Below are 16,832 nucleotides of genomic sequence, written 5' to 3'. Positions count from 1 at the left end.
AGAGCTCCTTTCGGGAGTAGACTGTTTTCAAAGTTGAGTCTACTATGCTCAACTTTGACCAATTATCCCTCTGCTCCATGTTTGCCGACGGCGAAACTGCTGTCTATAGCCCTGCCCGCTTAACGCGGCACCCGCCGTTCCACCCGCCGTCGTACGATATGCACATGGCACCCTTCACAGTCACTCGCAATGCGTTGATCCCCGCCGCGCCCTCCGACATCTTCCCCTTCGTCAACAACTTCCACGAGTGGACCAAATGGTCTCCATGGGAAGCCGTCGACCCCAAGCTGAGCCGGAGCTACTCGGGCAACGAATCCGGCGTCGGAGCTAAGTATGCCTGGAGTGGCAACAACAAGGCTGGCACCGGAACCATGGAAATCGTCGGCTCGGATGAGCCCGGCAAGATCGACATCCGCCTCGAATTCACCAAGCCGATGAAGGCCGTCAACCCCACGGGGTTCACGTTCGTACCCGAGGGGGACGGCACCCGCGTCACCTGGACGATGTCCGGTGAGAACAAGGGCCTCGGCAAGATCTTCGCCTTGTTCATGAACATGGAGAAGATGGTGGGCGGCGACTTCGAAAAGGGCCTGACCGCACTCTCAGCCGTAGCCACCCGGAAAAACTCCTAGTTTCCCGGGCGCAGGCCATGGCCGTCTACGTCGATCCGCCGCTGTGGCCCGCGCACGGGACCGTGTTTTCCCACCTCGTCTCGGACACCTCGCTCCAGGAGCTGCATGCGTTCGCCGAGGCCGCGGGGATCCCCGAGCGCGCCTTCGACGGCGACCACTACGACGTCCCGGAACGCCGATACCAGGATCTCCTGTCCGCAGGCGCCATCCCCGTGGAGGCCCGGATCTTGGTGCGGAAACTGATCGCGAGCGGCTTGCGGATCCCCGCGCGCCAACGGAGCAAGGCCCTCACCGTGCCCTTGCTGGAGCGCTGGAATTCGACACTTCCGGGACATGAGGAGCTGGGTTTCGAGCTTCTCGAACGCTGGGGCGAGGACCATCGGAAGTACCACAGCCGCACGCATTTGCTGGCGGTCCTGGAAGCCCTGGATCTCCTCACCGAACCCGGGCCGCCCGTGCGCTCAGTAACGTTGGCCGCGTGGTTCCACGACGCCGTCTACGAGGGAATCGCCGGGCAGGACGAGGAGCAGTCGGCCAGGCTGGCCGAGGACCGACTTGCCACTGCGGGACTTCCCGGGCCCGTGATCGACGAAGTCGCCCGGCTGGTCCGGCTGACCTCCACCCACAGCCCCGAACCGGAAGACCACACGGGCGCCCTCTTGTGCGACGCCGATCTGTCCATCCTCGGCGCGGAACCCGCGGCTTACGCCCGCTACCTGGCTGCTGTGCGCGAGGACTACGCCCACGTCAGCGATGCAGACTTCGCCGCGGGCCGGGCCGCCGTCGTCCGTCAACTACTCGCCTTGGATCCGCTCTTCCACAGCGAACGCGCAAAGGGCCTGTGGCTCGATGCCGCCCGCCGCAACCTGGGGGCCGAACTGTCATGACCACGGCGGGGACGGTGCGCCGGCAGCTTCCGTTCACGGTGAGATTTGAATGGGGGCTCGACGGCGCCCGTGCGGTTGCGTCCGGAGCGGACCTCGCCGTCGTGGTTGACGTCCTCTCTTTCACCACCTGCGTCAGTGTCGCCGTTGACCGGGGTGCCATCGTGTTCCCCTACCCGTGGAAGGACGCCGGGGCCGAGGATTTCGCCGCCCACCATGATGCGCAAGTGGCTGGTCCGCGGGGTGGAGGCGGACTGAGCCTTTCGCCGTCGAGCTTGCGGGACGCGCGGACGCTGAACCGCGTGGTGCTGCCTTCGCCCAACGGTTCTTCCATCGCTCACAAACTCGCCCGGGAAGTCCCGCTTATCGCGGCCGTGTCACTGCGTAATGCAGCCGCCACCGCGGATTGGGTGGCGGCCGAACTCCCCGCGGATGCGGTGGTGGCTGTGATCGCGGCCGGCGAGCTATGGTCCGGAGGTTCGCTCCGGCCCGCTGTGGAGGATCAGATCGGGGCCGGCGCCTTCATTGCCGGGCTCGCCGCCGCAGGGCGGGGCGGCTTCACTCCGGAAGACGGCAGGGAAGGTTTCGCGCCGGAGGCTGATGCCGCGATGGCCGTGTTCAACGCAGCCGAACCCCGGCTCCATGACGCCCTTCGAGGCTGCTCCAGCGGCCGGGAGTTGATCGGCGCAGGGTACGCCGACGACGTCGAGATCGCCGCCGAACTTGACGCCGGGACAGCTGCGGCCCTCTTGAGGGACGGCGCGTTCCAGCGGCCCTGAGTGCGCTTCGGTGCAGTTGCCATAAGGGCTTGCGCTTCCACTACTTAGCGATACTATGTACTAGTAGCTAGTAACACTGAGTAGTGAAAGGAGGTGTCCGATGGGCAGGCAGATGACGGAGATGCTCAAAGGGACACTGGAGGGCATCGTTCTCGCTCTCCTGACCGGGAATCCCGCGTACGGATACGAAATCACGACGCTGCTCCGGGGACGGGGCTTCACCGAGATCGCCGAGGGCACCGTGTATGCGCTGCTCGTCAGGATCGAGCAAAAAGGCCTTGTCGATGTCGAGAAGCGGCCGTCCGAGAAGGGCCCGCCGCGCAAGGTCTATTCGCTCAACAAGCAGGGCGAGAAGGAACTGGACGAATTCTGGAATACGTGGAGTTTCCTGTCCGAGCGACTGGAACAGCTCCGAAAGGGAGGAAAGTGAACATGGCCGCAGGGTGGATCGAGCAGCTCACGGGATCGCTCGAACAGAAGAAGCAATACCGGCAAAACAAGGCACGCGTGGAGCAGCTTCCCGCGGACTATCGCGCGGCGGCGACCGCGCTGGAACGGTACCTGATGTACTTCGGGGCCATCACCAAGGGCGACGTGCTGCTGCGGATGCTCGGCGATCTTACCGATCTCTTCGAAGAGAGCGCTGCGGACGAAACGCCGATCCGGTCGATCGTCGGTGACGACCCGGTGGAATTCGCCGAAACATTCATGCGCAACTACACGGGCGGTCAGTGGATCAACAAGGAGCGTGAACGCCTGGTCAAGGCGATCGACGCCGCTGCCGGAGACGATGGGAAGGAGAGGGAATCATGACCAATGCATCCACCACCCGCGAACCCGCGATCCGGGTGCAGGGCATGGAAAAGTCCTACAAGGAGTTGCACGTGCTGCGCGGCGTGGACTTCGACGTGGCACCGGGCACCATTTTCGCCCTTCTCGGCTCCAACGGAGCAGGAAAGACCACGATGGTGAAAATCCTGTCCACGTTGCTGCGTCCGGACGCCGGCACGGCCACCGTCAATGGATTCGACGTCGTGACTCAACCGCTGCGGGTTCGGGAATCCATCAGCCTCACCGGACAATTCGCAGCAGTCGATGAAATCCTGTCCGGCAGGGAAAACCTGGTGCTGGTTGCCAAGTTGCGGCACCTGAAGGACCCCGGCCAAGCGGCGGATGATCTTCTGGCGCGTTTCAACCTCACCGAGGCGGCATCCCGAAAAGTGTCCGCGTATTCAGGAGGCATGCGCCGTCGCCTTGACATCGCCATGAGCCTGATAGGGCAGCCCGAGGTGATATTCCTCGATGAGCCGACCACCGGGCTCGACCCCGAAGCACGCATCGAGGTGTGGCAGGTAGTCCAGGAGCTCGCCAATCAGGGCACTACCGTTCTGCTCACCACGCAGTATCTCGACGAGGCCGAACAACTCGCGGACCGGATCGCCATCCTTCATCAGGGGCGCATCATCGCGAACGGCACTCTCGCCGAGCTCAAGCAACTCCTCCCGCCAGCGAAGGTCGAATACGTCGAAAAGCAGCCCACCCTGGAGGATATCTTCCTCGCACTTGTGGGGAACGAGGGCAAGGTCGCGTCAAGTAAGGACCAGTCATGAGCACACATTTCTTCGGAGACACGGCCGTCTTGCTGGGCCGCTCCATGCGTCACATCTTCCGCAGCGCGGACACCATCATCACCACCGCAATCACGCCGATCGCCCTCATGCTGCTGTTCGTCTACGTGTTCGGCGGCGCCATCAAGACAGGCACGGAGAATTACGTCAATTACCTGCTGCCTGGAATCATGCTGATCGCGATCGCATCGGGCATCGCGTACACAGCCGTTCGCTTGTTCACCGACATGAAGAGCGGGATCTTCGAGCGGTTCCACTCCATGCCGATCGCACGATCGTCCGTGCTGTGGGCGCATGTGCTGACTTCCCTCGTCGCCAACGGGCTCTCGCTCGTGATCATCGTGGCGGTGGCCCTCCTCATGGGATTCCGCACATCGGCAAGCCTGCTGTCATGGCTTGCCGTCATCGGGATCCTGGCGCTGTTCACCCTGGCACTCACCTGGCTCGCCATCATCGCGGGCCTGACAGCGAAGTCCGTGGACGGTGCCGGCGGGTTCTCCTACCCGCTGATCTTCCTGCCGTTCATCAGCTCGGCTTTCGTCCCCACGGCCACCATGCCGGGTCCCGTGCGCGCTTTCGCAGAGAACCAGCCGGTCACTTCGATCGTCAACACGATCCAGGATCTGTTTGAACAACGGCCGATCGGCAGCGACATATGGGTCGCACTCGCATGGTGCCTGGGCATCCTCGTTCTCGCGTACTTCTTCGCCACGGCGGCCTACCGGCGCAGGATCAGCTAAGGTCGCAGCTCTCCATCAACAAGACAGCTCATGTCATGGAGTACGGGCGCGGAACAATCGGGCTTGGCTACGCCGGCATCAAGGACGGGCCCGACTGGACGACGAAACGCGAACGTGTCTCCCCCCAGGTACACCACACACTGGGATGGCTACCCGTAGCCAAAGCCGCCTACCGCAGTGTCGATTACCAACCGTCGGCATCAGAAATCAAGTGGCCATAACAACCGCAATCTATTTATTTGCTCGAACGCCCCACGAGCCGGTTAGGATGTGTCCCTCGGTTGAATCTTTGCCGTTTTCGAGCAAGAAATAGTTGAGATGAAGCACTAGTATTTTTGCATCCTTGTTTGGCCTGACAATAAACGCAATAGAACCCTCGTCCGACCGAATCACACAGGATTCATTATTTGGATCCAGGCAGTTCGCTTCATGGGATATGGCCCCTAGCGGGATTCCATTTCCATCGAGCATGTCGCTGGTAAAGACGGAGACGACTGCCTGGGATGGTCTGACGCTGGTGCTCGTCTTGATGGAAACCGCGTCGTCGATGTTGGCGGTTACCAGCACGACATCATCCTGATTGCTGGCTGCGCGGAAGGTCATTGGTTTGCCATCGCTCCACCAGTCAAAACTGGCCGGAGGAATGGTCTTTCCGTCGATGGTGATGACGGGCGGTGACGAAGGCGGCAAGTCCAGTCTCCTCATGGGGACGGCTGAGCTCTCCGCCCTATCGGAGGGTAGACCTTTCGAGGTGTCAGGCGGCGAACACGCCGTCAGGCCGGTCAAGATGAGACCGGCCATCAGGGGTGCCAATGGGTGCCGTTGGAATCGCGACGACGGCCGACTGAGACGAAGCATTGAAGGGCTTCAGCAGCCGAACCGGTTTTCCATTCCTGTCGTTTCCCCGCCATATGATCCGCTGGGTTCCTGGGACCAGTGATACGAAATGCCTCGGTAGTTCTGGGAACCCCACCCGACGCAGTTCCAGTGCGGGGTGGCATCGTACGAGGTGCTGCTGTTAACCCTGGACGAAGATCCGGAAAGCATCGTTTCCCACCAGAGCCATCCCTGCTTTTGTAATGAAGTGGTGACTCCCACTTGGTTGACCCCAGCAGCGCAGTTGGTGCGGCCGTGAACTGATGCTTCTGCCCACCCGACGCCCGTGTTGTGTGCCCAGTCGGTTTGCCCGTAACAGCCAGCCGGACTGAACGTTTGGAGCAACGGTGCGATGCCCCCTGTGGTGGTCGGTGCTTTACCCAGATTGGTCTGCGCCGGCGGCGCGGGGACTGAAGGGTCATAGTGCCAGTCGCCCGATCTGGGGTCCTTCTTTGAACTGCCGCCCTGCTTGACGATGCCAGATTTCTCGGGGTTATCAGTAGCCGGTGCGGCTGATGCTGTCGCGGCAAAACTAGTAACGAGAACCGCAGTTGCACCCAAAATTCCAAAGGCTTTTCGTAGTTTCAACTTATCGCCCAAGGATTGTTCTAGCCAATGATGGAAGGGCAGTCTTGCATGGACTATGTGGAATTGTAATGGATAGGTCGCTATCGCTCAGAAGGCGGAAATTGCCAACCACGGACGCTTCTCGCGGATATCATGGTCAGATGGATAGCCCGCTACGTTCAACACTTCCTTTTTGGCTAAGCGCCATGCCGGGACACGAAGCCCCGCCCGAACTCACAGTTGCAGACTTTTTGCCGCGAAAATTCGATTCCTACTGCAGGGTATTCAACCCTGCGGTTTCCGGCGCCGGCATGAGAAAGACATGGTCGGAAGCCGTCAGCGGTGCTGCGACCTTGTCAGGTCGAACCCAGTGGAACGATCTGACTGATTTGCTCGCGGAGACGAGCTTTCCGCGCCTTGACCCAGCCATGGGCAGCTTGGACCGAGGTGTAGCCGATGTCCTCATATCGATCCTGGGCAGGCACACTCGAAATACAGAGCGTGTCTACTATCTGGTTTGGGAAGGGTATGCAGGCATCACAACTTCTTACTCCGCATCCGAGACCGTTGACGCCTCCTACGGAAGAAAAATGCACTACCTCCAGGGCTCCCTGGAAGACGCTAGCTCAACCGAGGCAGCCGGATTCAACGGTGCACCACTGTGGTGGGTCCCCGAAGATGGCTCATGGTGCATGGGCAACGACATCTACGCCAGAAGCGTCTACGTTGGCGGGTCAGGCACCTGCATCCAAGAGATCATCGACGACCCACGAGTAGAGAGCTACCCGGTTGCACCAACACACAAAGTAAGCGCTGAAGACCGCTAGACCAGGACTTCTGCCCTCGAAGAGAAAGCCTGTCAGGGAGGGTCTGTTACAACGAGAACGACGGCCCCGGGCCGAAGCCCGCGACCGCCGACACCCTTTTCGGGTTTGATGAGCAAGTCGCGAACGATCTTCCACACAAGGCGGACGACGTCCACTACGAAACTCAGGTAACTCCAAGGCTCGTCACGTGTCCGTGGTCGAGTCTTCGCGGCACCCCCTCCCGTAGGACAGGGCGCGACCGCGTGTGGGTGCTTGCATCGCGCTGAACGACGCGGCGGGCTTTTGCCCACCAGTTGAAGCTCATAGGTGGGGTATGCCCACATGGAACTGCGCTACATCACTCCCTGCCGGCCCTCTGCGTGGCAGAATGCTGGCGAATTCCACGTGATTTCCCCGGACAACGATCGTGATTGGGACGTGCAGACATGGAAAGAAACCGGCCAAGGCTACTCAGCGGAGCAGGCGCAAATCCTCGGAACCCGCGAAACCCAGGACCACAACTACGGACCCGTCATTCCGGGCTACAAAGCCGGCGACATCCTCGCCTTCACTGGACGAGCCCGCAACCTGGGCACCCAGCCGGCCACCGGCGTCGTATTCCTGGGACCGCACGCCAATCCGGCGGACTTCCCGCCCGCCGATCTGGCGCCGGGCGCGCAAGCGCTGTACTTCACTCCGGTGTACACCGTCACCGAGGAGGATCTGGCGCGGGACTCGCTCGAGCTGGCTTTTGCGGTGGCGTACGACTGCGGCGCCCGGGTAGTCGAGCGCACCTTCAGTTTCGATCTGCGAACCGGAGCCGTGACGGCTGGCCCCGCCCGGTAGCGGTCCGGACTAGAAGATCTGGCGGATGTTGGTCTTCGCGAGGTCGATGAGCTGGTCGCCGCGGCCCGAGAGGACCGTCCGGATCGCGTAGAGCGTGAAGCCCTTGACCTGTTCGGCGCTGATTGCCGGCGGAATGGACAGTTCCTGCCGGGCCGTGCGGACGTCGATGAGGGCCGGACCGTCGTGCGCGAAGGCTTCAGCCAGTCCCGCCTTCAGGCCGGAGGAGTTGTCCACGCGGATTCCCCGGATGCCGAGCGATTCTGCCAGTTTGGCGAAGTCCGGATTCTCGAGCTCCGTGCCGTAATTGACGAATCCCGCGGCCTTCATCTCAAGTTCCACGAAGTTCAGGGAAGAGTTGTTGAAGACCACCACCTTGACCGGGAGCTTGTTCTGCACCAAGGTGATCAGCTCGCCGAGCAGCATGGTCAGGCCGCCATCGCCGGCCAGGGCCACCACTTCGCGCCCGGGGTACGCCGCCGCCGCACCAATGCCGTGGGACAGGGCGTTGGCCATGGTTCCGTGGTTGAACGAGCCAAGAAGCCTGCGTCGTCCGTTCATCGTCAAGTAGCGGGCGGCCCACACTGTGGGGGACCCGACGTCACACGTGAAAACAGCATCCGGGGCTGCCAACTCATCCACCAGCCTGCCCACGAACTGCGGATGGATGGGCTGCCCGTCCTTGGCCGGAGAGGCCAGGTCGTCGAGTTTGGAGCGCGACTTGGCATAGTGCTTGAGCGAGGCTTGGAGGTGTGTTCGCTTGGCCTTGCGCTCGATCAGGGGGAGGAGCGAGGCCGCAGTGTCCTTGACCGTGCCCACAAGGCCAAGATCGATCCGGGACCTACGGCCGAGTTGCTCGCCCCTGATGTCCACCTGGATGATCTTGGCCTTCTCCGGGTAGAACTGCTGGTACGGAAAATCGGTGCCCAGCATGATCAAGGCCTCGCAGCTCTCCATCGCGCGATAGCCGGAACTGAACCCCAAAAGGCCGGTCATGCCGACGTCGAACGGGTTGTCGTATTCGATGTGTTCCTTGCCGCGCATTGCGTGGACGATCGGAGCCCCCAACGCGTCCGCCAGGGCCATGACCTCGGCGTGCGCACCCGCGGTGCCGGCACCGGCCAGGATGGTGACTTTGCCGGCCGCGTTGAGAATATCCGCTGCCTCGGCAAGCTCCTGGGGGTTCGGCCGGATCTCCGGCCGGGCAGCCCGGATCACCGCCGTCCGCTCGCTCTGCGCCTCCGCGAGGGCGACATCGCCGGGAATCACGACGACGGCGACACCCCGCTTCTCGACCGCCGTCCGCATGGCGATCTCCAAGACCCGGGGCATCTGGGAAGCATGGGCGACGTGCTCGACGTAAACGCTGCATTCCCGGAACAACTCCTGGGGGTGCGTCTCCTGGAAGTACTGGCTGCCGATCTCTTCGCTGGGAATGTGGGCGGCGATGGCCAACACGGGAACCCTGGACTTGTTGGCATCGTAGAGGCCGTTGATCAGGTGCAGGTTGCCGGGGCCGCAGGATCCGGCGCACACCGCCAGTTCATCTGTGAGACCCGCCTCGGCCGCGGCTGCCAACGCCGCGGCTTCCTCGTGCCGGACATGGACCCAGCGGATGCTCTCTTCCTCCCTCAGGGCGTCCGTGAATCCGTTCAGCGAATCTCCGGGGATCCCGTAGACGCGCTGGACGTTGTTGGCTTTGAGGGTGGCGACGATGTTCTTGGCAACGGTGTTCCGGGCGGCGGACATGGACTGTTCCTTTCGAGGGGAGGCAGTGCAGACACGGTCTACGCTACTCCGGAACAGTCCATGGCGCCCGACGCCGGGTGTCGGTGCCCGGCGCCAGCGCGCTAGCGGTAGGTGCTGACGAACGGGCGGTTGCTAGGCACGATCTGCTTGCCCAGCGGCATGAGCGATACCGGAATGAGCTTCAGGTTTGCGATGGCCAGCGGGATCCCGACGATGGTGATGGCCATGGCGAAGGCTGTGACCACGTGGCCGATCGCGATCCAAATGCCCGCAACCAGCAACCAGATGACATTGCCGATGAGGGGGAAGACTCCGCCGCCTCCGGGTTTGTCCACCACCATGCGACCAAACGGCCACAGCGTGTACGAGGCAATCCGGAACGACGCGATGCCCCACGGGATGGTGACGATCAACAAGCAGCAGACAATTCCGGCCATGAAATAACCCAAGGCCAGGACGAAGCCGCCGAAGACGAGCCAGATGATGTTGAGCAGCGTTTTCATATCTCCCATTGTCCCTTGCGGGACGCGGCCTGGGCCTAGGGGTTCGCCCTGAAATCCCCCTGATTTATCGTTTCCCGGTGTCCAGGACCGCTGACAAATCGAACTTCACGGGTTCCTCAAGCTGCTCATAAGTGCACGACTCCGGATCCCTGTCCGGCCGCCACCGCACGAACTGCGTGGTGTGCCTGAACCGCTCCCCTTCCATATGGTCGTAAGCCACTTCCACAACGAGTTCTGGCCGCAGGGGCGTGAACGACAGGTCCTTCCCTGCGCTCCAGCGGCTGCCTTCGGCGTTGCGGGGTGTCCGGCTGCCTTCCTCCTGCTCGGCCCATGCCCAGGGATGCCCATCGAACCCAGTCACGTGGGGTTGGAGTTCGTCGAACAGTTCCTTGCGTCTGTGCATCGAGAAAGAACCCACCACGCCCACGTTGGAAAGCCGGCCGCCGTCGTCATAAAGCCCCAACAATAGCGAGCCAACAAGGTCGTCACCGGTCTTATGAACCCGGTAGCCGGCCACAACGCAGTCGGCGGTCCGTTGGTGTTTGACCTTGAACATCACGCGCTTGTCCGGTTGGTAGGTACCATCCAGCGGCTTGGCGAGCAGGCCGTCCAGGCCTGCACCCTCGAACTGGTTGAACCACTGCTCCGCCGTTCCCTTGTCCCGGGTTGCCGCGGTGAGGTGGATGGGCGCGGCGGCGTCTGCGAGTGCTTGTTCAAGCGCTGCCCGCCGTTCGGCGAAGGGCCGTCCCGTGAAGTCCTCATCGCCAAGGGCGAGCAGGTCGAAGGCCACGAATTTCGCCGGCGTCTGCTCGGACAACAGCTTGACCCTGCTGGCTGCCGGATGGATGCGTTGCTGGAGGGCTTCAAAGTCCAAGCGGTCACCGGAGCTGCCGACCAGGATGATCTCGCCGTCGAGGACGCAGCGTTCCGGCAGGTTTGCCTTCAACGCCTCGATGAGCTCCGGGAAGTACCGGTTCATGGGCTTCTCGTTGCGACTACCGATTTCGACGTCGTCACCGTCACGAAAAACGATAGAGCGGAAACCATCCCATTTAGGCTCGTAGCTCATGGCGCCGTCAGGGATGGCGCCAACCGCCTTGGCAAGCATGGGCGCGACAGGGGGCATGACTGGCAGCTGCATGAAGCCATTCTTGCCGCGGCACCGGGACCGCGCTACCTGTTCGTTCGATTAAGTGGATAAAGGACTACTTGCAGTTGGCGCTCAGCCACGTGGTAACGGGAGCCATCGCCTTTTCGAACTTGCCGCTCGAGTAGACGGTCTGGTCTTTCAGGCCTGCGATCGCAGTGTCCTTGAGATCAGTGAAATCAGCCTTGAGCGCGTCCGGGACACGATCCGCCGTGGCGGCCAGCTCTGCCTTGTATTGCTCCAGCTCGGCGGTCTTTCCCTGCGCCGCAGACATTGGCAGCAACGAAGCTCCCGTCGCTTCTTTAGAGATGGTGGAGCACATTTCGGCTGCCGAGGCGAAGCCCCCGAATGGCCCCGATGAAGGAGTTGGGCTTGCGCTTGCGGTTGCGGAGTCGCCCGCAGAAGAGGACGACGGCGTGCCCGCCGCGGCGGAGCCCCCGCCCTGTGTGGAGCAGCCGGACAGCGCCAGTGCGGCGAAGAGGGCGACTGTCAGGTATCGGATAGGACCGTTAAGAGTTTTGGAAAGGATTTTCAAAGGTCGCATTCTGCTTGATCGTCTGTCTCCGGAACCGTTCGGTCTCCAGAGCAATGGCATTCTGTCCCCGCCGTGGAGTGTAGCCCGAATGGGCCCGGACCTTCCAAGTTGACTTCGGACCCCTTTTAGGCCGCTCCCTCTTCCCGCACCAGCAAGGTGTCCAGTTTGGTGAACGAGGTGCCCCATCCTTCGCGGGTCATTTCCACCCATTCGTCCGAGTCGAAGGGACCCTGTGTGAGATGAAGCCGTGTGCGGCCGCCGTCCAGTACCTCGAACTCAAGGCGCATTTCCAGCAAAAGTGTGATCCCGGCGTCGGGCTCTGCTTTCTGGGTGGCGACCAGCAGGGCGGGCGGATCATACGCGGTGATGACTGCGTCGATAGGTGATTCCTTGGCAACGCCGTTCTCGTCCCAGGTCATGACGAGCTGCCAGATTCCGCCCACCCGGGGGTCGACGGCTATCCGGTCGCGCGGCGAATCCACGCCCACCGGCCCGAACCATGCCGCGAGCTGGTCGGGGTCAACGAAGGCTTGGAAGACGAGCTCGCGTGGGGCATCGAATTCGCGGGTCATGGTAAGGACGTGCTGTTCCGTGTTCATTGCTTGACTCCTGGATCCTTTGAATCGTTCTGAATCTTGCGTAGGTGGGCGTCGAGGCGGATAAAGCTGGCATCCCAGAAACGCCTGTATTTGTCCATCCATTCGGTGGCTTCGCGCAGTGGTTCCGCTTCCAATTTGGAAGACCTCCATTGCGCATTCCGGCTCCGGCTGATCAGCCCTGCATTTTCCAGGACCTTGAGATGCCGCGAGACGGCAGGAAGGCTGATGTCGAACGGTTCGGCAAGCTCATTCACGGTGGCCTCACCCTCCGAAAGCCGGGCCAGAATGGCCCTTCGGGTGGGGTCGGCAAGAGCCGAGAAGATGAGACTGAGCCGGTCTGCGGACATCACTGGCGCCTTAATATTTAACACATCGGTTAATTAGTCGACGTGTTAAATATGCGACGGCGAGCGGCGGCTGTCAAGGGTCTCTTGGGACGCCCGCTCACTTTTGGGACGTCAGGCTTTTGCGGCTCGGACGAAGGCGCGAACGAGGTCGAGGTCCTTCACCCCACGCGAGGACTCGACGCCGCTGGACACGTCGACGCCCCAGGCCTCGGCTTCGAGCGCCGCGGCTCCGACATTGGAAGGGGTCAACCCGCCAGCCAACAACCAGTGGCGCGCACCAAGGCCCAGTTTCCGGACCGAGGAATAGTCCCACGCCTCGCCCGAACCCGGCACTGCGGCGTCGATCAGGAGCAGTTCCTCGCCCCACTCCTCGAACTCGTCCGGAGCGGCACCCATGGTGACGGCCCGGATGAGCTGCATGCCGGCGTCGTGCACGGTCTTAACGTCTTCCGGCGAGCGGCTTCCGTGCAGCTGGACCCATTTGAGACCGGCTTCACTGGCGGTTGCGACGGCGTCGGCGGCCGCCTCGCGGCGGAAGACCCCGACGGCGGCGACACCTTCCGGGACATGGACCAGCAAGTCTCGGGCACGGTCAGGGGATACCTCGCGCGGACTCTTCGTCAGCACGAAACCCACAGCGTCTGCGCCGGACTCGACGGCGGCCAGCACGGATTCAGGCGTGCTCAAACCGCACACTTTGACGAACATTCCGCGCCTCCAACCGTTTACCTTCCTACGACGTTAGCAAGGGCCCCCGGGATTGTTGAACCGTACCAAGATTGCACCGATGTTACGCGAGCGTTCAGCCGGCCAAAGGTTGGCTCGGGCTAGGCTGGAGCGCATGGAGATCATCCGCTTTGCCGAGCTCAAACCCGAACCATGGCGCAACGGAGGCGGGGTGACCCGCGAACTCGCCAGCCATCCGAAAGCGGCGTCGGCTCAAGACGGAGCGTGGGACTGGCGGGTCAGCATCGCCGACGTCGGATCGGCCGGCGATTTCTCGACGTTCCCGGGGATGGAGCGCGTCATCACGGTGATCGACGGCGAATTGCTGCTGCTCACGGTGGACGGCGAAGAGCACCCATTGGAAAAGTACCGGCCCTTCCGGTTTTCGGGCGAGGCGGCTTCGGCCAGCGCACTCCCGACCGGCGACATCCGGGACCTCAACGTGATCGCCCGGGCCGGCGAATTCAAGGGCTACACGTCCATCATCGAGCTCTCCAAAAAGCGCGCACACCCTGTGTTCGAAGGCCAGTTGGCAGTCCTTCTGGAAGGCAAGGCTTCAGTTAGTCCCGGCGCGGAGCCCGGGGAAACGGCGGAGCCAGCGGAACCGGCACCCGCGGACGGCTCAGTCGGGGAGGCTGCCGCGCCGACCGCCGAGCCCGTCGAACTCGCCCGCTACGACGCCGTAGTAGGTTCCGACACGCGGAGCCCGGAAATCCTGGGCCGTGGATTCCTCGCCGTCATCTCCATCGACCGCGTGGAGCATGCGCACTCCTAAGTCCCTGCACTGGACATAATGCCAACATGCGCGTTCGCTGAGCCCAACGCTGGACATGTCCCTCGCTTAAGCTCGCGACTGCGCATGTCCCATGGTGAGGCTCGCCACCAAAGCTGGCCACCCGGCGCCGGGCTTTGCTAGCCTCGAGGGAAGGCCCGCACAGGGACCTCCGGACGACGGTTCAGTACCCGGCACGCGACAAGACTGGCCAAAGGATCTGTCATGTCGTGGTTAATCCTCATTCTGTCCGGCGCGCTCGAGGCCGTCTGGGCCGCAGCGCTCCACCGTTCCAACGGCTTCCGCAAACTGCTGCCCTCCGCCGTCTTCCTCGTCACTGTTGTTGCGAGTACCGCCGGACTGGCCTTCGCGATGCAATCCATTCCCACCGGAACCGCGTATGCCGTGTGGGTGGGAGTCGGCGTCGTCCTCACGGCCGCTTACGCGATGATCACCAAAGTTGAGCGCCCGACGGCGGCCCGGCTGCTCCTGCTCGCCGGGATCGGTGTGTGCGTGGTCGGCTTGAAGGTGGTGGCGTAGCCATGTCCGCCAAGTTCGCATGGGCCATATTGCTCGCCTCCGCCGTGCTCGAAGCTGTGTGGGCGACGGCCCTTGGACTGTCCGACGGCTTCAGCCAAGCCCTCCCCACCGTGGTCTTCACCGTCACTGCAAGCCTCAGCATGATCGGCCTCGGCATCGCGGTGAAGCGGATTCCCCTGGGTACGGCCTACGCCGTCTGGGTGGGGATTGGGGCCGCACTGACGGTCGGCTGGGCGATGGCTACCGGCGTCGAACCGGCCAGTCCGCGCAAGCTGCTGTTCATTGCCGGAATCGTGGGTTGCGCGGCCGAGTTGAAGGCCCTTCCCACTGAAGCGGTGGAAGTGGCCGAACCAGCTGAGCTTTGACAAAGGCACCGGAATACTCCCCCGGCCCACGAAGTTGCCAGCAATGAGACAAACACTCGGCGAAGGAGAACTACCATGAACCCGGAAACCACGAATGTACAGCTCGGCGATGGCCTGACCGTCAGCCCCCTCGGTTTCGGCGGAATGGCACTCACGCCCGTATACGGCGAAGTGGATCCCGCCGAGTCCCTCAAGACGTTGCACCATGCCGTGGATGCCGGCATCAGCTTCATTGACACCGCTGACATTTACGGCGCGGGCGACAACGAGGAACTGATCGCGAAGCTGCTGAAGGACCGCCGCGACGAGGTCCAGTTGGCCACCAAGTTCGGAATCGTAGGCAACCCGCGCGAGGGCTACACCGATGTCCGGGGAGATACCGCGTACGTCGCCCAGGCGGCGGAAGCGAGCCTCCGCCGCCTGGGCACCGACGTCATCGACCTGTACTACATGCACCGCCGCGACCTCCGCGTTCCGATTGTGGAAACCGTGGAGGCCATGGCGGAGCTTGTCCGCGCGGGCAAGGTCCGGCACCTTGGCCTGTCTGAAGTGACAGCCGAGGAGCTGAGGGAATCCAACGCCGTGCACCCGATCGCCGCCGTGCAGAGCGAGTGGTCCATCTGGAGCCGGGACGTTGAGCGCAACGTCGTCCCGACTGCGGCAGAGTTGGGTGTGGGCTTCGTGCCTTATTCGCCGCTTGGCCGGGGTTTCCTCACGGGAACCGTCAGCGCCGATCAACTCGGCGAGAACGATTTCCGGCACCGCATCCCCCGTTTTGCCGACGGCGCGCTCGACGCCAATCAGGCGGTTGTAGCCGCGGTGCGTGCCGTGGCCGCCGAGCTGTCCGAAAGCACCGGCCGGGATGCAACCCCCGCCCAGGTTGCGTTGGCCTGGCTTTTCGCCCAGGGCCGCCGCCTCCAGCTCAGCGTGGTACCCATCCCCGGTACGCGCAAAGCGCACCGGATCAATGAGAATCTGGGCGCCCTGTCGCTCGAGTTGAGTGCCGCCCAACTGGACGTGCTCGACGGCGCCGCGGACGCCGTCGTCGGCTCACGGTCCGCGGATCCCACCTGGGTTTCGCAGGGCCGCGAATAGGAGGTAAGCCACAGGCGGCTTCCGTAGAGTGGACGAATGGACTCACTCATTCATTCACTGCCTGACATCACCATCCGGAGAATCTCGGTCAGCGAGATGAACAACAACGTGTATCTGCTCACTGCCAAGGCAAGCGGCGCGCAACTCCTGATCGACGCCGCGGACGACCTTCCGGCCATCAAACAGATGATCGAAGACTCGGCCGCGGACACCACGGCCACGCCGAAACTGGCCCTTATCGCCACGACGCACCAGCATTGGGACCACGTCCGCGCGCTCCCCGGGTTGGTGGAAGCTACGGGCGCGAAGACCTCGGCCGGAGTGGACGACGCCGACGCGCTGCCCGTGCCCGTGGACGTGCTGCTGCACCATGGCGATGTGGGAAACTTCGACGGTTTCGACATCACCGCGGTGCACTTGCGCGGCCACACCCCCGGTTCGATCGCCTACGTGTACATGGACCCGGAAGGGCCCGCGCACATTTTCAGCGGCGACTCATTGTTCCCCGGGGGTGTCGGCAACACGCAGAACGATGCCGCGCGCTTCACGTCGCTGTTGAACGACGTGAGCGAACGGCTGTTCGAGGCCTACCCGGACGACACCGTGGTGCATCCTGGCCATGGAGATCCGACCACGCTCGGTGCAGAGCGGCCACACCTTGCGGAATGGCGCGAGCGCGGCTGGTAGTCCCTAGGACTG

22 protein-coding genes and 1 riboswitch are annotated in these 16,832 nt (G+C 62.8%); of the genes, 14 read left to right on the top strand and 8 right to left on the bottom strand.

Annotated features, from left to right (window positions below; genetic code table 11):
* Positions 1–164: 164 nt before the first annotated feature.
* From AB4Z38_RS20230 to AB4Z38_RS20200, 7 genes are all read left to right on the top strand, one after another.
* A complete protein-coding gene (locus AB4Z38_RS20230; RefSeq protein ID WP_441431364.1) occupies positions 165–632 on the top strand; it encodes an SRPBCC family protein in 468 nt (155 codons plus the stop codon).
* Between the two features lie 17 nt (positions 633–649).
* Positions 650–1,519, top strand: a complete 870-nt coding sequence (locus AB4Z38_RS20225; protein WP_441431363.1) for a DUF4031 domain-containing protein — start codon at positions 650–652, stop codon at positions 1,517–1,519.
* Positions 1,516–2,295: a 2-phosphosulfolactate phosphatase gene (locus AB4Z38_RS20220; protein WP_441431362.1), complete on the top strand. Its 780-nt coding sequence runs from the start codon at positions 1,516–1,518 to the stop codon at positions 2,293–2,295. Before AB4Z38_RS20225 ends, AB4Z38_RS20220 begins: the two co-directional genes overlap by 4 nt.
* 100 nt (positions 2,296–2,395) lie before the next feature.
* The gene (locus tag AB4Z38_RS20215) at positions 2,396–2,725 is read left to right on the top strand and encodes a PadR family transcriptional regulator (RefSeq protein ID WP_441431361.1); all 330 of its coding nucleotides are present in this window, start codon (positions 2,396–2,398) and stop codon (positions 2,723–2,725) included.
* A gap of 2 nt (positions 2,726–2,727) precedes the next feature.
* Complete coding sequence (locus AB4Z38_RS20210; RefSeq protein WP_441431381.1) at positions 2,728–3,108, top strand: DUF1048 domain-containing protein; 381 nt, start codon at positions 2,728–2,730, stop codon at positions 3,106–3,108.
* Complete coding sequence (locus AB4Z38_RS20205) at positions 3,105–3,905, top strand: ABC transporter ATP-binding protein (protein WP_441431360.1); 801 nt, start codon at positions 3,105–3,107, stop codon at positions 3,903–3,905. Before AB4Z38_RS20210 ends, AB4Z38_RS20205 begins: the two co-directional genes overlap by 4 nt.
* On the top strand, positions 3,902–4,663 hold the full coding sequence (locus AB4Z38_RS20200; protein WP_441431359.1) for an ABC transporter permease: 762 nt from the start codon (positions 3,902–3,904) through the stop codon (positions 4,661–4,663). Before AB4Z38_RS20205 ends, AB4Z38_RS20200 begins: the two co-directional genes overlap by 4 nt.
* A gap of 231 nt (positions 4,664–4,894) precedes the next feature.
* Here AB4Z38_RS20200 and AB4Z38_RS20195 read toward each other — a convergent pair whose 3' ends face one another.
* On the bottom strand, positions 4,895–5,353 hold the full coding sequence (locus AB4Z38_RS20195) for a hypothetical protein (RefSeq protein ID WP_441431358.1): 459 nt from the start codon (positions 5,351–5,353) through the stop codon (positions 4,895–4,897).
* Positions 5,354–6,417: 1,064 nt separating this feature from the next.
* Between AB4Z38_RS20195 and AB4Z38_RS20190 the strand changes: the two genes are divergently transcribed.
* Together AB4Z38_RS20190 and AB4Z38_RS20185 are read left to right on the top strand one after the other, a co-directional pair.
* Positions 6,418–6,933 carry a hypothetical protein gene (locus tag AB4Z38_RS20190; protein WP_441431357.1) on the top strand — a complete coding sequence of 172 codons (516 nt, stop codon included), beginning with the start codon at positions 6,418–6,420 and terminating at the stop codon, positions 6,931–6,933.
* Between the two features lie 321 nt (positions 6,934–7,254).
* Positions 7,255–7,758, top strand: coding sequence for a hypothetical protein (locus tag AB4Z38_RS20185; protein ID WP_441431356.1), 504 nt, complete (start codon positions 7,255–7,257; stop codon positions 7,756–7,758).
* Positions 7,759–7,767: 9 nt separating this feature from the next.
* Here AB4Z38_RS20185 and poxB read toward each other — a convergent pair whose 3' ends face one another.
* From poxB to AB4Z38_RS20150, 7 genes are all read right to left on the bottom strand, one after another.
* Entirely contained in the window at positions 7,768–9,504 is a 1,737-nt protein-coding gene (poxB, locus tag AB4Z38_RS20180) for a ubiquinone-dependent pyruvate dehydrogenase (RefSeq protein ID WP_441431355.1), read from the bottom strand.
* Positions 9,505–9,605: 101 nt separating this feature from the next.
* A complete protein-coding gene (locus tag AB4Z38_RS20175) occupies positions 9,606–10,007 on the bottom strand; it encodes a YccF domain-containing protein (RefSeq protein ID WP_284983125.1) in 402 nt (133 codons plus the stop codon).
* Between the two features lie 64 nt (positions 10,008–10,071).
* Positions 10,072–11,148 (bottom strand): ATP-dependent DNA ligase, encoded by a 1,077-nt coding sequence (locus AB4Z38_RS20170; protein ID WP_441431354.1) that lies wholly within the window; start codon positions 11,146–11,148, stop codon positions 10,072–10,074.
* A 64-nt stretch (positions 11,149–11,212) separates the two neighbouring features.
* Entirely contained in the window at positions 11,213–11,689 is a 477-nt protein-coding gene (locus AB4Z38_RS20165; protein ID WP_441431353.1) for a hypothetical protein, read from the bottom strand.
* A gap of 125 nt (positions 11,690–11,814) precedes the next feature.
* Positions 11,815–12,288: an SRPBCC family protein gene (locus AB4Z38_RS20160; RefSeq protein WP_441431352.1), complete on the bottom strand. Its 474-nt coding sequence runs from the start codon at positions 12,286–12,288 to the stop codon at positions 11,815–11,817.
* The gene (locus tag AB4Z38_RS20155) at positions 12,285–12,635 is read right to left on the bottom strand and encodes an ArsR/SmtB family transcription factor (RefSeq protein ID WP_441431351.1); all 351 of its coding nucleotides are present in this window, start codon (positions 12,633–12,635) and stop codon (positions 12,285–12,287) included. The genes AB4Z38_RS20160 and AB4Z38_RS20155 overlap by 4 nt, the downstream gene beginning before the upstream one ends.
* 111 nt (positions 12,636–12,746) lie before the next feature.
* A complete protein-coding gene (locus AB4Z38_RS20150) occupies positions 12,747–13,343 on the bottom strand; it encodes a phosphoribosylanthranilate isomerase (protein ID WP_441431350.1) in 597 nt (198 codons plus the stop codon).
* Between the two features lie 133 nt (positions 13,344–13,476).
* On the opposite strand from AB4Z38_RS20150, the gene AB4Z38_RS20145 reads away from it, so the two are divergent.
* The 5 genes from AB4Z38_RS20145 (at position 13,477) to AB4Z38_RS20125 (ending at position 16,820) form a co-directional block, all read left to right on the top strand.
* Positions 13,477–14,136: a HutD/Ves family protein gene (locus AB4Z38_RS20145; protein WP_441431349.1), complete on the top strand. Its 660-nt coding sequence runs from the start codon at positions 13,477–13,479 to the stop codon at positions 14,134–14,136.
* 147 nt (positions 14,137–14,283) lie between these two features.
* A riboswitch (guanidine-III (ykkC-III) riboswitch) is annotated at positions 14,284–14,349 on the top strand.
* A gap of 9 nt (positions 14,350–14,358) precedes the next feature.
* Positions 14,359–14,673, top strand: a complete 315-nt coding sequence (locus tag AB4Z38_RS20140) for a DMT family transporter (RefSeq protein WP_441431348.1) — start codon at positions 14,359–14,361, stop codon at positions 14,671–14,673.
* Between the two features lie 2 nt (positions 14,674–14,675).
* Positions 14,676–15,038, top strand: a complete 363-nt coding sequence (locus tag AB4Z38_RS20135; protein ID WP_441431347.1) for a DMT family transporter — start codon at positions 14,676–14,678, stop codon at positions 15,036–15,038.
* Between the two features lie 75 nt (positions 15,039–15,113).
* Positions 15,114–16,133, top strand: coding sequence for an aldo/keto reductase (locus AB4Z38_RS20130; RefSeq protein ID WP_441431346.1), 1,020 nt, complete (start codon positions 15,114–15,116; stop codon positions 16,131–16,133).
* Between the two features lie 36 nt (positions 16,134–16,169).
* Positions 16,170–16,820 carry an MBL fold metallo-hydrolase gene (locus AB4Z38_RS20125; protein ID WP_441431345.1) on the top strand — a complete coding sequence of 217 codons (651 nt, stop codon included), beginning with the start codon at positions 16,170–16,172 and terminating at the stop codon, positions 16,818–16,820.
* Positions 16,821–16,832 lie beyond the last annotated feature (12 nt).

Source organism: Arthrobacter sp. 2RAF6 (assembly GCF_052115205.1).
Lineage (GTDB): Bacteria > Actinomycetota > Actinomycetes > Actinomycetales > Micrococcaceae > Arthrobacter.
This window is presented reverse-complemented; position numbering and strand designations above follow the sequence as displayed.

Excerpts from the sequence above, each read along its gene's own strand:
- AB4Z38_RS20155 (WP_441431351.1), bottom strand. The coding sequence starts at position 12,635 with ATGTCCGCAGACCGGCTCAGTCTCATCTTCTCGGCTCTTGCCGACCCC.
- AB4Z38_RS20140 (WP_441431348.1), top strand. The coding sequence starts at position 14,359 with ATGTCGTGGTTAATCCTCATTCTGTCCGGCGCGCTCGAGGCCGTCTGG.
- AB4Z38_RS20175 (WP_284983125.1), bottom strand. The coding sequence starts at position 10,007 with ATGAAAACGCTGCTCAACATCATCTGGCTCGTCTTCGGCGGCTTCGTC.
- AB4Z38_RS20170 (WP_441431354.1), bottom strand. The coding sequence starts at position 11,148 with ATGCAGCTGCCAGTCATGCCCCCTGTCGCGCCCATGCTTGCCAAGGCG.
- AB4Z38_RS20210 (WP_441431381.1), top strand. The coding sequence starts at position 2,728 with ATGGCCGCAGGGTGGATCGAGCAGCTCACGGGATCGCTCGAACAGAAG.
- AB4Z38_RS20190 (WP_441431357.1), top strand. The coding sequence starts at position 6,418 with ATGAGAAAGACATGGTCGGAAGCCGTCAGCGGTGCTGCGACCTTGTCA.
- AB4Z38_RS20220 (WP_441431362.1), top strand. The coding sequence starts at position 1,516 with ATGACCACGGCGGGGACGGTGCGCCGGCAGCTTCCGTTCACGGTGAGA.
- AB4Z38_RS20125 (WP_441431345.1), top strand. The coding sequence starts at position 16,170 with ATGGACTCACTCATTCATTCACTGCCTGACATCACCATCCGGAGAATC.
- AB4Z38_RS20135 (WP_441431347.1), top strand. The coding sequence starts at position 14,676 with ATGTCCGCCAAGTTCGCATGGGCCATATTGCTCGCCTCCGCCGTGCTC.
- AB4Z38_RS20130 (WP_441431346.1), top strand. The coding sequence starts at position 15,114 with ATGAACCCGGAAACCACGAATGTACAGCTCGGCGATGGCCTGACCGTC.
- AB4Z38_RS20215 (WP_441431361.1), top strand. The coding sequence starts at position 2,396 with ATGGGCAGGCAGATGACGGAGATGCTCAAAGGGACACTGGAGGGCATC.
- AB4Z38_RS20185 (WP_441431356.1), top strand. The coding sequence starts at position 7,255 with ATGGAACTGCGCTACATCACTCCCTGCCGGCCCTCTGCGTGGCAGAAT.
- poxB (WP_441431355.1), bottom strand. The coding sequence starts at position 9,504 with ATGTCCGCCGCCCGGAACACCGTTGCCAAGAACATCGTCGCCACCCTC.
- AB4Z38_RS20160 (WP_441431352.1), bottom strand. The coding sequence starts at position 12,288 with ATGAACACGGAACAGCACGTCCTTACCATGACCCGCGAATTCGATGCC.
- AB4Z38_RS20205 (WP_441431360.1), top strand. The coding sequence starts at position 3,105 with ATGACCAATGCATCCACCACCCGCGAACCCGCGATCCGGGTGCAGGGC.
- AB4Z38_RS20225 (WP_441431363.1), top strand. The coding sequence starts at position 650 with ATGGCCGTCTACGTCGATCCGCCGCTGTGGCCCGCGCACGGGACCGTG.
- AB4Z38_RS20200 (WP_441431359.1), top strand. The coding sequence starts at position 3,902 with ATGAGCACACATTTCTTCGGAGACACGGCCGTCTTGCTGGGCCGCTCC.
- AB4Z38_RS20230 (WP_441431364.1), top strand. The coding sequence starts at position 165 with ATGGCACCCTTCACAGTCACTCGCAATGCGTTGATCCCCGCCGCGCCC.
- AB4Z38_RS20150 (WP_441431350.1), bottom strand. The coding sequence starts at position 13,343 with ATGTTCGTCAAAGTGTGCGGTTTGAGCACGCCTGAATCCGTGCTGGCC.
- AB4Z38_RS20145 (WP_441431349.1), top strand. The coding sequence starts at position 13,477 with ATGGAGATCATCCGCTTTGCCGAGCTCAAACCCGAACCATGGCGCAAC.